Here is a 13,548-nt window from a genome sequence, read left to right on the forward strand (position 1 = left end):
TATATGAGAAAGCTATATATTCTCTTTATCGCGCTTACACTGACAAACGTAGCTTGTAAAGATGATTTTATTGACCTGGCGCCTGAAGATTCGCCGTCCGGAGCAACATATTTCAAAGACGAAGCTGGATTGCGGCAGGCGCTGCTGGCCACTTATAACGCATTGCGCGGGCTGGCGAACGTTGATTACAATATGGCCGAAATGCGGTCGGACAATACGCACTACGAAGACTATACCGTGAACCGCGGTGATGGCTACGTACATCGCGAGAACATTGCTGACTTCCTGGACAACGCCGGCAACTCCTATTCCGCCAACACTTACTTTGCCTGCTACGAGGGCATTGCGAGAGCCAATATTGTGCTTACAAGGGCCAAAGCCGCATCGATAGACGAAGCTGTAAAAATGGATATCGAAGCACAGGCAAAATTCCTCCGCGCCTATTTCTATTTCAAGCTGGTACGGTATTTCGGCGGCGTGTCGCTGCACCTGAAGGAAGTGGAGAAAGCAGACGATGCTTTCGTGGCCCGGTCATCTGCCGAAGAAGTGTATGCACAGATCATTGCGGATGCTGCCGATGCGGTAGATCAGTTGAAGCCGCCCGCCAGCTTCCCGCAGACCGGGCTGGCTACGAAAGGATCTGCCACCATGCTGCTGGCGGAAGTATATATGACCCTGAAGCGGTACCAGGATGCGGAGCTGCTGTTGAAGACGCTGCCGGGGATGGGATACCAGCTGCTGGGTAATTATGGAGATGTGTTTTCAACATCCAGTAAGAACAGCCGCGAGTCCATCTTTGAAGTGCAATACCTGCAAGGCATCGAACAGGGCCAGCAAAGCAATTTTATCTACCAGTTCCTTCCCCGCTCGATGGATACACAGATCATCACAGGCGTGAAAACCAACAACGTCAACACCGGCGGTTACAATATTCCCACGCAGGACCTGATCAACGCCTATGAACCGGGAGACAAAAGGCTGGAAGCTTCCATCGGCATGGCGGAAGGCAGCTATAATACCAGCCTGATCTTCGCTTTTTCCGCTAAAAAGAGCGTAGTTGATTATACGCCCGCGCCGGGGAAAACAGGAGTGCCCTACATCAAAAAATTCCTCCACGCGCACAGCAGCGCCAACAATACAAATGACAACTGGCCGGTTTACCGGTATGCGGATGCATTGCTGCTGTTGGCCGAAGCATTGAATGAACAGAACAAGGCGCCCGAAGCGTTGCCTTATCTGAACCAGGTGCGGGTGCCGCGGAGCGGGCTGAATGCCATCACGGAAACAAATCCTGCATTGCTCAGGCCCATTATTGCCCATGAACGCCGCGTGGAGCTGGCATTTGAGAACCACCGCTGGCACGACCTGGTGAGGACCGGCACGGCCATGGAAACCATGCAGGCGTTTGGTAATGACCTCAAGCTGCGGCTGCACTATTTACCCGCCAATGCCTTCCAGCTCGAATCATATAAGCTGCTGTTCCCCATTCCGCAATCTGAGCGGGAGCTGAACCCGGCATTGACACAGAACACCGGCTATGAGCAATAAAAAAATTTAAAACCCGTCCCCATGAAAACACACACAAAAATGCGTTGCAACGGCCTGGTGATGATCATTTGCATGATGGTTGCCGTGCAATGTAAAAAAGCGGCCGGCCCGGAAGTGGATGCAAAATCCGCCGCCGGCAGCGAGGAGAACACCGTGAATGACATCACCACCTGGACGCCCTGGATCGCCATCAGCAATACGGCTGACAAGACGATAGAAATCTACCGGTACAACCACACTACCTGGGACGCCGCCACCCGCGAGTGGTCGTTTAAGCCCACCACCGCGCTGGGATATTCTTCAGGCGCTGTTTCCGCCATGGGCGTAGGCGTGGGAGACATGCGGCTGCACTATGTCAGCGGCTTTTCCGGTAAAGCGGAATCCGCGTTCGCCATACAGGGCGGGCGTTACCTGGCTATCGGCGCTTACATCCCATCGGGGAGTTATGTGAAGGGGCAGAAATTGTGGGAATATACTTTCCCCACCAACGAGAACCCGAATAACCACGCCATTGAGCTGTTGCCCAACGGCAACCTCGTAGTGGCGGGCTTTGGAGACGGTACAGCTTCCAGCACATACGGCAACTGGGTGCGCATTTACAACACGGCAGACGCTACCGGCGCCAGCTACGCGCAGGTCAATATCCAGGGGCCGCACGCCTTGCTGCTGGACACCATCTACCACCGGCTGTGGGTGGGCGCGGAGATCAATATCGGCGGCGTACGGCACCAGGGGCTCTTCGCTTATATCATCGGGGGCACCAGAACTAGTCCTACGCTGACAGAAGATGTCAGCCTGCGCGCCGTTTTGCCGTTCGGCCATCCCTCCAGCATCCTGGCCGATGCCAACCGTTTGATGTATCCGCATGATCTTACCGCGGAGTATGACAATGATGATGTGCTCATTTACGGTGATCATACGGGCGTGTACCGGTTCAACAAACAAACGAAGGCTTTCACGCCCACGCCCGGGGCTTCCCATTTGTATACCGGCAGCCAGGTGCGGCTGAAGTCCGCTTCCAAAATGCAGGGAGGGTATTATGTCACCACCCATGCCTATAACCCCACCGTTCACGAATATCACACCAATAAGGTTGATTTCTTTGATGCGTCTACGGGTGCTATCGCTTTTTCGAGATACGTGCCGGGATACACCATTTACCGGGCAAGGGTATGGACACATGTTTACCAATAACAGACTGATTATGTACAAGATCATCATCACCATATGCTGTATCATCTCGTTGCAGCCGGCGCTGGCGCAGCAGTTTGATGCACAGGCCCACAGGGGCGGGCGCGGCATGATGCCGGAGAATACCATCGCGGCCATGAAGTACGCCCTTGACCTGGGCGCCACGCTGGAAATGGACCTGTATTTCAGCAAGGACAATAAGATCATCGTATCGCATGATGCGTACATATCGGGCATATTTGCCCGGCACCCGGATGGCCGCCCGGTGCTGAAATCCGAAGAAGCCGGCCTTAAGCTCAATCAGCTTACCTACAACGATATCCGGCAATTCGATGTAGGGCTGCGGCCGCACCCGGAGTTCCCGCAACAAAAAAAGATGGCGGCTGTTATTCCGCTGCTGGCGGAGCTGATAGATTCCGTGGAGGCGTACGCGGCAAGGAAAGGTATACAACCGTCATACAATATTGAAGCGAAAGTGCCTTCTCCCGCAAGCACCGCCACGGATGAATTCCGCGAGCAATTCATCAAGGCAACGATGGAGATCATCCGGAACAAAAAGATACAAAGCCGCGTAATGGTCCAGTCATTCGATCCGGGCATGCTGGAAATCGTGCACAGGGATTATGCGGGGGAAGTAAAAACCTCGTTCCTGACAGCCCGGAATGATGTGGAAACAAACCTGCGGCGGCTAACGTTCGTTCCGGACCTCTATAGCCCGTATTACAAGCTGGTAACGCCGGAGATGGTGAAGGTATGCCATCAGAAAGGCATGAAAGTGCTCCCGTGGACCGTCAATACCAAAGAAGAAATCAACAAACTGAAATCTCTGGGGGTGGATGGCATCATCTCCGATTACCCCCACTTGTTTTAACCATTACGTTATGAAGCTGAAAGCGCTGTTGGCGGCATCTCTGCTGGCCTGCCTGGCCGCATCCGGGCAGAACGTGCATCAATTCCAAGATCCGTCCGACGACTACCGCCCGTGGATATTCTGGGACTGGATCAATGATATGGTGACGAAAAAAGGTATTACTTCCGACCTTGAGCAGTTCAAAAAATTCGGGTTGAGCGGCACCCTGGTCATGCTGGTGGGCAGTGAAACAAACGACCGGCAGATGTGGAGCGATCATCACATGCCCCACCCCATCATCTCGCAAACACCCGCGTTTTTCGATGCCTGGAAATTTGCCGCGGAGGAGTCCGCGCGTGTGGGCCTCACCATTTCCTCCCAATGCGGGCCGGGATGGTGCCATAGCGGCGGGCCATGGGTGAAGCCGGACCAGGCGGTACAGCATATTGCCTATACGGAAATAAAAATAGCGGGAGGGGACCGCGCGGTTACCTTACGGGTGGATGATCAGCCTGTAGGAAAGGCCAAGGCATTTCATTCGGCATTTACTATTGATGATCTTCCCGTTCAGCTGCGGATAGATCTTGATCAGGCTGTTCCTGTAGATGCGGTCTATCTTCATCCTTTCGATAACAATGATAAAAAGCGGTTTGGCATGCCGGCAGCGTTTAACATTACGGTTGCCGGGAAAGAAGATTTTTCGGACAGCGTTACTTACACGCTGCGTACGGAGGATGCGGTGCCGGCGCTTTTCCTGAAGAAAAATAAAAAGAAGGTACAACACATCCGCATCACTACAGCGGGCAACTATTCCGTTTTGCGCGAAGGTAAAACACAATACCTGCTGGCGCTGGAAGAGATCGTGGTGATGTCTGGCGGCCGGAATGTGGCACGGAACGCAGCGGTGCATACCTCCGGTTCAATTGAAGCTTTCGGTTACAGCGCCGCCGCCATCAACGACGGTTTCGGCATGACCTTGTTCAACCGCGTCAACGATAACACCTACACCCTGCTGCGCCCGGGATTTGATTATTATACCAGTGATATTGCCATCGTTGCTTTTCCTGACAAAACGCAGGTGTCTCCCGCGGAAGTCATTGATCTGACCCGCAAAGTGCGGCAGGGAAAGATCACATGGAAGGCGCCCGCGGGCAACTGGGTGATCAGGCGGTATGCTATGCGCAATGCATTGGCATTTAACCGCCCGCCGCCCGTTGGCGGCAAAGGGCTGGAATGCGACAAGCTGGACAAGCTTGCCGTGAACGCAATGTTTGACAGTATGGTGGGACGGTTCATCCGTGAATCGCCGCAGCTCGCCGGCAACACCATCAGGGCCTTTGAAGCGGACAGCTGGGAAGTGGGCAACCCGGAGTGGACGGCGCACTTCCGTGAAGAATTTATCAAACGGAGAGGATACGACCCCGCTCCCTGGCTGATCACGTACAAGAGCGACCGGGTGCTGGGAAATGAAGACCTCGGCAAGCGCTTCGCGAATGATCTTTACCTCACACAGACCGACCTGTTCGCGGAGAACTTCTTTTCAAACCTTTCCGGCAAGGCGGACTCACTCGGCATGCAGTTCATGACCGAACCTTACACCGCGCCTTTCGATCCTGTGCGCATGGCCGGAAGGGTGCAGGTGCCGATGTGCGAGTTCTGGGTGAGCACGGAAAGGATGCACACGGCCAGATGGGCCGCCAGCGCGGCCAATACTTACGGCCGCAAGGAAGTAGCTGCGGAAGCTTACACAGGCCGCTGGAATGATGGAAACTGGAAGATGGACCCTTATGCTATCAAGCGCGTTGGCGACCTGGCTTTCTGCAACGGCGTCAACAAAATGATATTGCATGGAACGGCGTTGCAACCGTGGGGAATGGACCACAAACCGGGCATGAACATGTTCTTCTGGGGAACGATGTTCGTTCCCGCGCAAACCTGGTTGCAACCGGGCCGGGCATGGACGAATTATCTATCCCGGTGCCAGTACATGCTGCAGCAAGGGCGTAATGTGGCGGATGTGGCGGGGCTGCTGCCTACGCTAGACTGGGAATATACCATGCCGATGGGATTGCATAAAAAATATAATTACGACCTGGTGTCCGAAGAGCTGTTGTTAAATAAAATGGATGTGAAGGACGGCTACTTCACGCTTCCTTCCGGTGCAAAATACCGGGTGCTGCTGCTGCCGGAAACGAAAGGGAAAATGTCGCCGGAGATGCTTCGAAGGATCGGGTATCTTTTGCGGAAAGGAGGGAACATTGTGTGTAGGGACAAGCCATATCACGCCCCGGGATTATTGAACTATCAGCAAAACGACAGCCTGGTGCGGCAACTGACGGATGAATTGTGGGGCCGGATGGATGGCAGCACCATATTTGAAAATAAAGTGGGCGCGGGCAGATTGATATGGATGAAAGAGATATGGAAAGATGAATTTGATGCGGAACGGGATTATTTTTTGCGGACACGCACAAAGGAGAAAGAATTCTGGGAAGAGCCGGCGATGACCACCAGATGGTCTCCTGCTTTCATGGAGCTGCTGGCGTCTGTTACGCCTCCTGATGTGGAGGTGCTGCATGCCTCCGGTAAGGCCATGGGCTGGGGCGGCTTTCCTGAAACCGCCGCCGGCATCCGCCAGGGTGAAGATGCGGTAGCATGGACGCACCGCCTGCTGGGTAACACGGATATATACTTTGTATCCAGCCAGGTGGCCACGGAGCAGCAGGCGGAGCTGATGTTCCGGGTGAAGGATAAAATACCGGTGATATGGGACCCGGAAACCGGAAAACAATACCGCTGCAAGGAGTGGGCGCAGGAAGGTGACCGCATCCGTGTTAAAATTCCGTTTACGCCTTTTGGCGCTGTTTTTATCCTATTCAAGTCTGCCGGGAACCTCCCTGCGGGCTTGTACGGCATGCCCGAAATAAAAAATTCCATGCCGCTGGAACTGGCGTGGGACGTGCTTTTTCCTGAAGGCTATGGCGCGCCGCCGCGAGCCCGTTTGACGGCGGGGTCCTGGTCTGCCAGCAAAGAGTTTGGCATTAAATACTTTTCCGGTACGGCAACGTATCATGCGAATATCAACTGTACGAAAAAGCAACTGCGGTCCGGCGTCATCCTGTCGCTCGGAACTGTTAAAAACCTGGCGGAGGTCATCATCAACGGCTCGGTGGTGGATACGTTGTGGAAGCCTCCTTACCAGTCGGACATCAGTGATTTTCTGCATCCCGGGGAGAACAGCGTCACCCTTAAAGTAACCAATACCTGGTGGAACCGCCTGGTGGGAGATGAGCAGCTGCCGCCTGACCTTGCATGGCGGGAGAATCTCCGCTATGCCGGCAACGACTTCAAAGGGTATGAGTTAAAAGAGTTCCCGGCATGGGTGTGGTCGAATGAAGCGAGACCATCCGGCGGGCGGGTGACCTTTACGCCGTGGCGCTTTGTAGAGAAGGATTCAGAATTGCTGCCCGCAGGGTTGATAGGGCCGGTGAAGCTGCTGTTCTACGAGCGGTAAGCAACGGGCCCGGATCCCGCCCTCACACTGATAAAACTGGAAGCCTGTAAATAGATATTTGCAGGCTTTTTTTGTTGAATTTCCCCGGCAGCTTGTTCTCAGCATGTTTCCGTTTTAACCGGGTTTGATGGTCAGCAAATAAACGATTACTTATATGGCTGCAGCGCTTCCTGCAATTCCCGGTAGTCTTTCCGTGTAAGCCCCGGGCCATCGGTAATTTCCCACAAGGCCGCCTGCACCAATGTATAGATCACCCGCCACTCCGGTGTCTGGTATTCTTCACTGAACATTTCCTGCGGATTGTAATGCCGGGTGAGCCGTAAGCCGGGATAGCCTTTCAGCAATGCCAGCAGCTTCAAGAGGTTGGGGTCAGTTGTAACAACGCCCGGCCTGTACATGTCCTTGCCGATGGGGTAATCCCGTGTATCCCACTCCTGATTTTCTTCCCAGGGGAAAGCCATGGAATAGTTGAGGCAGCCCAGGCCCAGATAAACAGTAGTAGTATCATCGGCCGAACCGTCATCTTTAAATGTGGGTGGGACTTCTATGTTCACGGTGGATGTCAGTATGCCGTTCTGCACCCGGCCTTCCCGCTTGAAGAGGCAGATCAGCCCGGCCGGTATCTCAACCGTGATGACCGTATTTTTCCTGTTGACGAAGCTGAGGTCAGCATAGAATGTATTGATGCTGCCAAACAGCAGCCTCAGGTCAGGGTTGAACGGCTTGCCGGGCCGGTCTGTTATTTCAATGCCTTCCGGCAGCTGCCAGCTGGCGCCGGCTGGTGTACCGGCGGTTGGCCCAATGCCTGGCTGATTTTTTGAAGACGCTATAACAATGTCCCAGTCATTCCCTTCACCCGGCTCTTCCAACTCCCCTCCTTTTTTACTGCATCCTGCAAAAATTAAAAGAAGCCCGGCGAAATAAATTAGTTTGTTCATATGCACTGTAATCTGGTTTAATATTCCCGCCGAAGGTAAAGCGTGTACCTCCGCTTCATTCGTTTATTCTACCAACTGCACGTGGGGAAGACGAAGTGCAGCGGGAAGGGGTTTAGTGGCAGCGGTTCCGCAGGCATATAAAAAAATGCAGCCGGAGGGCTGCATTTTTAATTCAGGGGTTAACTGCCAGTGTTGAAGCGGCGTTCCGGTTAACCGGGTTTACTTATCTCGCTGGCAAGGTTATGTTGTCAGTATATCACGATGTATGCATTAATCATCCTCACTCATGATTTTGGGCGCGAGGCGGAAGGTGATCTCCACTTCACTGTCTATGGCCGGGTTACAATCATTGTGGCCATTCCACAGAGTGGAGGTGATCTTTCCTTCCACATATACCACGCCTTTCAGCTCTTCAACTTTCGTAATGGAGATGCCGCCGGGAGAAGCCCGGTGCTCCCGGACGTCATCATTGCAGAACAGCCACCAGGTTTCCGGCGCGTAGAGCTGGCGGTTCACATCAAGGAAAAGCATATAGCTTTTGTGCAGATCAGTATCATAAGAATCCCCGTTGTGCCATGGAAAGTTGCCCACCCTGGGTGCAGACAGGCCGTAGATAATGCCGGAGAAACCCTGTGTTTCACTATGCCAGCCGGCAATCCAGAAATGACCGTCCCCGTCTTGCCCCGTGATGTAGGTGCATTTGCCGGGAATGCCTTCATGAACGCGGCCGCGGTGTTTCACCAGCCAATAGGTATCGTCAGTGATGGCAATTTCTTCCATCAGGATCAGTTTGGTGGCGGGGCCGCCCCTGTTGTCATACAAGGCGGGGGGAATGAAGTTGTGGATCTCCACGCTGACTACGGCAACCGGGTCTAACGGTTTGCGGCCCGGAGCGGTATACACCGCAACATCTTGCGAGGCAACCACGGTGCCCCTGGTAGCGGACCAATTCCTGATATTTTTACTGTTCCGGAGCATGCGTTCCCTGGCTATGCCAATTTCAGACAGGTCAGGTTTCAAGTCTGCAAAGTCATTGGCGGAGTAGACATCAACGCCTGTAGCTTCGCCTACTTTCAGCACTTTCTTTTCCGCGCGTAACCAGAAGAGCGCATAAGGCGTCCAGTCGGAAAAATGCCGGGTTTCAACGGACAGCTTCCGGGAGGCTTTGTCCAGCCTTGTTTTCGGGATGAATTTCCATATGCCGTTGGCAGACTGGTAAGCCATAAACAGCGCATCTTCCGCCGTGCTGTCCAGGTCTGCTGCTTCATAAGCGAAGGTGAGCGTTACCGGTTTCTGAAATTCTATTCCTTCCGGCAGTAGCCGGTAGGTGGGGCATGGGCTGCCTGGCAGCGTATTGCTTACCTGCTGAACGCTGACCTCGGTGGGTGCGGCCAGTGCACCTGCAGGTACGGTCAGCTGGATGCGGTTATCCTGGGAGGTAAGCGTGCCGCCTTCCTGCCCGATGGTCTTTTTAACGGCCTCACCAACGGGCGTGCCCCTGTCATAAACCGCCGGTTCGCTTTGGCCCGGCTCCTGCTGGTCCTGGGCGCCTTTTTTACAGGCCGCGTTGAACAAAAGGAGGCAAGCGCCCAGAATAAGGGATAGATTTTTTGAGATTGTCATTTGCAATGGTGTTTAAAAACAATTCCGCTTCGGGAATGTGGTTGCAAAAATGCGATGGCACGAGACAAAAAAACAGGCTAATCTATAGCCTGCGTTTTTAGACCGATGAAGTACATATAGTGTCTACAAATGACTTTTAACGGGCGGAAATGGAAGCGGTTGAGGGAATAGAAAATTCGAAACACAGACCCTGACGGGCATTGCGGCTAACAAGCAATTTTTCGCCGTAATGCCGCTCCAGCCGACGCGCCATGTTGGAAAGGCCAATGCCCCCGCTTTGAAAGAGGCGGTCTAGCGGCCCGGTATACGGCATGCCGGTGTTGCTGATCATGATAACAACTTTTCCATGGCCGGCCTTGCAGCTGATATCTATATCGCCGCCGTCTAAAGACGGCTCAATGGCGTGTTTAAGGGCATTCTCCACCAATGGCTGCAGCAGCATGGGAGGGATCATGGTTTGCCTGACACCGGCATCGCTCTCAATGCTGAACCGCAGGCGTTTACCGAAGCGGGCCCTTTCCAGCGAAAGATAGGTTTGCATGAAATCCAGCTCGCTGGCCAGCGGAACAACACTTTCTTTTGTGGAAACCAGCGCATAACGGAAAGTATCCGCCAGGCGGGCTATCAGCACCCTGGTGTTTTCCTGTTCCGGCGGCACGGAAGCGCTGATGCTGCTCAAGGTGTTGAACAGGAAATGCGGCTGTATCTGGGCTTTCAGGGCACTGATCTCGCCGGCGTGGGCCAGCTCCCGCAATTCATTCTCCCTGTTCAACTGCGCTTCGCGCTCGCGGAAAAAATGATAGATGTGCAAAATGCTGAATACCTGGATGTAGAACAGCAGGTTTGGGCCCAGGTTCTGCAGCATTTGCAGGCCGGTCATTTTCGGTTTCCCGTCAAGCGGGTTGTACACCTGGTAAAGCATTACCCAGAACATATAATACACCGCCGCGGTAACCAGGTGGAGGAAGAACCTTTTTTTCAGCGACCAGTGCGCCAGCTTCCGAAAATGCAGCCACCATACCGGCAGGCAGGCAATTGCCATGATGAGGCAATCTACGGCCAGCTCCTTCAGGTAATGAGGCGTTATGCCTGCGCTTACCAGGCCCGGCGTGGCATAGAGCACGCTCATGGTAATGAAGCAGGAAACGAACAGCAGGATTTCCTGCCGGGTTGCACGGGTGCGGTAGATTTGCTGGTGCATACGTAATTATCGGGTAAAAGTTTCCAAGTTTACTATAAATAGTTGAAGAAAGCCATTTCTGCCATGCAAGACGGCAAATGGCCGGGAAATTGGCAGAACACTGTTGCAGCTCGTCGACCCATATGGTTGCTCATCGAAAATTTGATTAATTTGGCATATCCACCATAATTTGGCCCCTTATGTCCCGAAAATCTGTTTTGATAGTTGATGACGAAGAACATGCAAGGCTGCTGATCAGGCAATACCTGGCGGCCCACGCCGGGTTTTTCCTGGCGGGGGAGTGCCACAACGGTATCGAGGCCATCAAGTACATCAACATGCTGGAGCCCGACCTGGTATTCCTTGACATCCAGATGCCCGGAGCAAACGGCTTTGAAGTGGTGCAGCGGGTAGAGCATGTGCCCGGTATTATCTTCACCACCGCTTTTGACAGTTATGCCATACAGGCGTTTGAGATCAACGCAATTGATTACCTGCTGAAGCCATACACAAAAGCCCGGTTTGATGATGCCATGGCCCGGGTGCAGCCTGTGCAGCCCCAGTTGCCCGGCCTGGTGGCCCATGTTGCTGCCGGCAAAGGTACCTACCCTGAATACATCATGGTAGAAAACAAAAAACGGTTCGTAAATATCCGCGTGGCCGACATCATTTATATGAAAGCAGACCGCGACTATACGGAAGTATATACCAGCGCCGGCAGCTACATCAGCTCATTTGGCATTGGCGCCATTGGCCAGCGTTTTGACCCCAGCCTGTTCATACGCGTTCACCGCTCCGTTATTGTGAACATGGCGCATGTGCGCGAGCTGTATAAAGACATTCACAAAACTTTCCTGGTGATGGACAACGGCATGGAAATAAATGTGGGAAGGAATTACCTCCCTGATATCAAAAGCCTGATCATTTAGCCTTGAAGGTAGCGGTCAGCACATGCCGTTTGTTTTTGCCCTCAACGTTCTGCTGCAGCACCAGTTTGCCGCCGGTGGCCTCCACCACTGTGTATACCACCGGGCGCGAGCCCTCACTGTTCCTGGTCAGCTGCCGGGTAGCCGGTGCGTATTGCCATGTACCCGCTTCTTCTGTTTCCTCCTCATCTTCATCACACCGGTTGGCCCCGTGATGCCGCAGCACCTGGTTATCTTTCCGGAACATGATGGCATCATCTTTTTCACAAGGTTCCAGTTTGGCCAGGATGTCTGTTTCCGTAGCGCCGTCAAGGTCCCAGTCTATGCCGGGCGCCGCAGTGAACGCGGTCATTACCCAGTACTTGTCCATAAAAGAAGAATTGACTGATGGGCTCCGGGCCGCGCTGTTCTGGCAGCCGGTAACGGGGCAGGCCAATGCAATGGCCAGACATAGCGGTGCTATTGCCGCAAGGTGTTTTGTTATGCTCTCCATACTTTCCGGTATTAGATATTGTCTGCGCCAAAGGTAAAACGGGTGCTTTCCCTCCGTTCATTTATTCTACCAACTGCATATGGAGCAGACGAAAAGCAGGCTGGCGCTGCGGATACATTTGTCGCGCCGGAAGGTATTTTATCCCTGCTATAACAGCATTGGTAGAAATGATCAAAATGAGGTTGCAGGGGGCAGTATTATTGCACCCCGATAAACGAATCCTGATTATGATGAAAAAAACAGTAAGTATTTTATGCGTGTGCCTGGCTCTTCTTGCGGCCTGTTCGAAAACAGATGGCCCCGGGGCAGACGGGCAGAACGATGACCCTGCGGACGTGGTAAGGGAGCCGGTACCTTTTGACCAGCTGCCGTCAGTATCCCGCACGTTTGACGTGCCGGGAACGGTAACACATGTAAATGTAATGGACAACAAACGCAGCGTGCTGCCCGCCTTTCGCAAACTGAACGTGAAAAGCAACACGCTGCGAGGGTATATGAAAGACGTTTACGGCCGGCCGTTGCCCGGCGCGGAAATTGGCGTGCGTTCCTCACTGGTTGGCGGGGCCTACACCTCCGCCGTTGCTCAATCAGACCAGAGCGGCTATTACGAAGTGGTTTTACCGGTGGGCAGTGCAGACATTTTCAAGGCCGGTTGCACCATTGACTACCAGAACGGGCGGGCACCCATTTCCCTGTTCCCGGCAGATAGCAATCTGACACATTTTGTTTCAACAGCCGGCGCTGTCAAGAATTTTGTGCTGTTGCCCTACGGCCGGCGGCACCCGGACGATGTGAGCGAAAGCCCCTGGTGGAGCAGCAACTACCTCGGAGGCTCCGTTCATATCAGCTATAACATCCGCACGCAATCTCTCCCGCTGCCGGGCAGCATACCGGCAGGGGCTGTTATTGTTGTAAAGCTTACCCCTGAGGCGCTTTTTCACGCGGATGAAAAAGTTACTTTCGTTGTGAGGAAAACAGTGGAGAACAACGGTTTTTATATCAACAATATTCCGCTGGGGCGGTACCATATGGAAGTGGGCCTGGAAAACGGCCCTGCGCTACAGCTGGAAGAAAGCATCAACCTGCGCCCTGAATTCGGGATGAGCCCCAAAAAAGTGACCGGCAGCTGCAGTGTGACCTTCATTCCGGGAGACGGGGATGTGTTGCCCTGGTACGGGAACTGGAAAACCGTTCCTGTCAACGCAAGCATACCTGAATAGAACGGCCGCAGTGGCGCTACGCTACAGTTCCTGAAAATCTGTTGTTTTGTTAATTTTATTTTTAT

At 53.5% G+C, this 13,548-nt stretch carries 10 protein-coding genes; 6 read left to right on the top strand and 4 right to left on the bottom strand.

Features of this window, described 5'->3' with window-relative positions; genetic code table 11:
- Positions 1–3 precede the first annotated feature (3 nt).
- The 4 genes from ABDW36_RS06340 to ABDW36_RS06355 are packed head-to-tail and all read left to right on the top strand — an operon-like array spanning position 4 to position 7,103.
- Positions 4–1,548, top strand: a complete 1,545-nt coding sequence (locus ABDW36_RS06340) for a RagB/SusD family nutrient uptake outer membrane protein (protein ID WP_343701035.1) — start codon at positions 4–6, stop codon at positions 1,546–1,548.
- A gap of 21 nt (positions 1,549–1,569) precedes the next feature.
- The gene (locus tag ABDW36_RS06345; RefSeq protein ID WP_343701036.1) at positions 1,570–2,742 is read left to right on the top strand and encodes a hypothetical protein; all 1,173 of its coding nucleotides are present in this window, start codon (positions 1,570–1,572) and stop codon (positions 2,740–2,742) included.
- Between the two features lie 10 nt (positions 2,743–2,752).
- On the top strand, positions 2,753–3,610 hold the full coding sequence (locus tag ABDW36_RS06350) for a glycerophosphodiester phosphodiesterase family protein (RefSeq protein WP_343701037.1): 858 nt from the start codon (positions 2,753–2,755) through the stop codon (positions 3,608–3,610).
- 10 nt (positions 3,611–3,620) lie between these two features.
- Positions 3,621–7,103, top strand: coding sequence for a glycosyl hydrolase (locus tag ABDW36_RS06355; protein WP_343701038.1), 3,483 nt, complete (start codon positions 3,621–3,623; stop codon positions 7,101–7,103).
- A gap of 146 nt (positions 7,104–7,249) precedes the next feature.
- On the opposite strand, the gene ABDW36_RS06360 is transcribed toward ABDW36_RS06355, so the two are convergent.
- The 3 genes from ABDW36_RS06360 to ABDW36_RS06370 all read right to left on the bottom strand — a co-directional run bounded on the left by ABDW36_RS06360 (position 7,250) and on the right by ABDW36_RS06370 (position 10,865).
- Complete coding sequence (locus ABDW36_RS06360) at positions 7,250–7,972, bottom strand: hypothetical protein (protein WP_343701039.1); 723 nt, start codon at positions 7,970–7,972, stop codon at positions 7,250–7,252.
- Between the two features lie 339 nt (positions 7,973–8,311).
- Positions 8,312–9,664, bottom strand: coding sequence for a hypothetical protein (locus ABDW36_RS06365; protein ID WP_343701040.1), 1,353 nt, complete (start codon positions 9,662–9,664; stop codon positions 8,312–8,314).
- A 136-nt stretch (positions 9,665–9,800) separates the two neighbouring features.
- Positions 9,801–10,865 (bottom strand): histidine kinase, encoded by a 1,065-nt coding sequence (locus ABDW36_RS06370; protein WP_343701041.1) that lies wholly within the window; start codon positions 10,863–10,865, stop codon positions 9,801–9,803.
- A 179-nt stretch (positions 10,866–11,044) separates the two neighbouring features.
- On the opposite strand from ABDW36_RS06370, the gene ABDW36_RS06375 reads away from it, so the two are divergent.
- Positions 11,045–11,773: a LytTR family DNA-binding domain-containing protein gene (locus ABDW36_RS06375; RefSeq protein ID WP_343701042.1), complete on the top strand. Its 729-nt coding sequence runs from the start codon at positions 11,045–11,047 to the stop codon at positions 11,771–11,773.
- Here ABDW36_RS06375 and ABDW36_RS06380 read toward each other — a convergent pair.
- Positions 11,766–12,263, bottom strand: a complete 498-nt coding sequence (locus tag ABDW36_RS06380; RefSeq protein WP_343701043.1) for a lipocalin family protein — start codon at positions 12,261–12,263, stop codon at positions 11,766–11,768. The two genes, ABDW36_RS06375 and ABDW36_RS06380, sit on opposite strands and share 8 nt — an antisense overlap.
- A gap of 227 nt (positions 12,264–12,490) precedes the next feature.
- On the opposite strand from ABDW36_RS06380, the gene ABDW36_RS06385 reads away from it, so the two are divergent.
- Positions 12,491–13,483, top strand: a complete 993-nt coding sequence (locus ABDW36_RS06385; RefSeq protein WP_343701044.1) for a hypothetical protein — start codon at positions 12,491–12,493, stop codon at positions 13,481–13,483.
- Positions 13,484–13,548 lie beyond the last annotated feature (65 nt).

This window comes from Chitinophaga sp. (assembly GCF_039596455.1).
Taxonomy (GTDB): Bacteria; Bacteroidota; Bacteroidia; order Chitinophagales; family Chitinophagaceae; genus Chitinophaga.

Bases quoted from the DNA above. Each gene is read 5' to 3' on its own strand.
- ABDW36_RS06365 (WP_343701040.1), bottom strand. From the start codon at position 9,664: ATGACAATCTCAAAAAATCTATCCCTTATTCTGGGCGCTTGCCTCCTT.
- ABDW36_RS06345 (WP_343701036.1), top strand. From the start codon at position 1,570: ATGAAAACACACACAAAAATGCGTTGCAACGGCCTGGTGATGATCATT.
- ABDW36_RS06375 (WP_343701042.1), top strand. From the start codon at position 11,045: ATGTCCCGAAAATCTGTTTTGATAGTTGATGACGAAGAACATGCAAGG.
- ABDW36_RS06385 (WP_343701044.1), top strand. From the start codon at position 12,491: ATGATGAAAAAAACAGTAAGTATTTTATGCGTGTGCCTGGCTCTTCTT.
- ABDW36_RS06340 (WP_343701035.1), top strand. From the start codon at position 4: ATGAGAAAGCTATATATTCTCTTTATCGCGCTTACACTGACAAACGTA.
- ABDW36_RS06355 (WP_343701038.1), top strand. From the start codon at position 3,621: ATGAAGCTGAAAGCGCTGTTGGCGGCATCTCTGCTGGCCTGCCTGGCC.
- ABDW36_RS06380 (WP_343701043.1), bottom strand. From the start codon at position 12,263: ATGGAGAGCATAACAAAACACCTTGCGGCAATAGCACCGCTATGTCTG.
- ABDW36_RS06370 (WP_343701041.1), bottom strand. From the start codon at position 10,865: ATGCACCAGCAAATCTACCGCACCCGTGCAACCCGGCAGGAAATCCTG.
- ABDW36_RS06350 (WP_343701037.1), top strand. From the start codon at position 2,753: ATGTACAAGATCATCATCACCATATGCTGTATCATCTCGTTGCAGCCG.